Source organism: Shewanella sp. SG44-6, from assembly GCF_014164185.1.
In the GTDB taxonomy this organism is placed as follows: Bacteria; Pseudomonadota; Gammaproteobacteria; order Enterobacterales; family Shewanellaceae; genus Shewanella; species Shewanella vesiculosa.
On the sequence record NZ_JACJER010000325.1, the window covers coordinates 1 to 467 of the forward strand.

A 467-nucleotide genomic window follows, 5' to 3' on the forward strand; every position below is an offset into this window, starting at 1 on the left:
CATAACGAATAGAATAGTTTGTGCCCAACATACCCGAATACTTGTTTAGCAACACAATGACGATAATAATTCGCCCACCCCCTTAGTTTCGGATTTATCAGTTTGATAAGGTCGTTAACAGGGATTGTTGCGTGCTTTTTGATGAGTTCGCGCAGGTTACTCAAGAACAACAGCGTGTTGGATTTACTCGGTTTAATGAGCAATTTTCCTTTGTACTTCCTATGATTGAACCCTAAGAAGTCAAAACCATTGCTGATGTGGGTAATATGCGTTTTTTCTTCAGAGAGTGTTAAGCCTCTTTCCGCTAAGAAATCAGCGATCAACGGTTTGATATCGTTCTCAAGCACTTCCTTTGAAGCGCAGGTGACGACGAAATCGTCGGCGTATCCAATAAAGTTGGCTCTGGCACCCTTTTTGAGTGCTGTAGACTTTATGCGCTGCTCAAGTCCAGCAAGAGTCATTAGCAT

The 467-nt window shown here is 42.4% G+C and carries 1 protein-coding gene; it reads right to left on the reverse strand.

The features are described from left to right. On the reverse strand, positions 1-467 hold a 467-nt coding region (locus H5185_RS23560; protein WP_259396293.1), incomplete at both ends, for a group II intron maturase-specific domain-containing protein.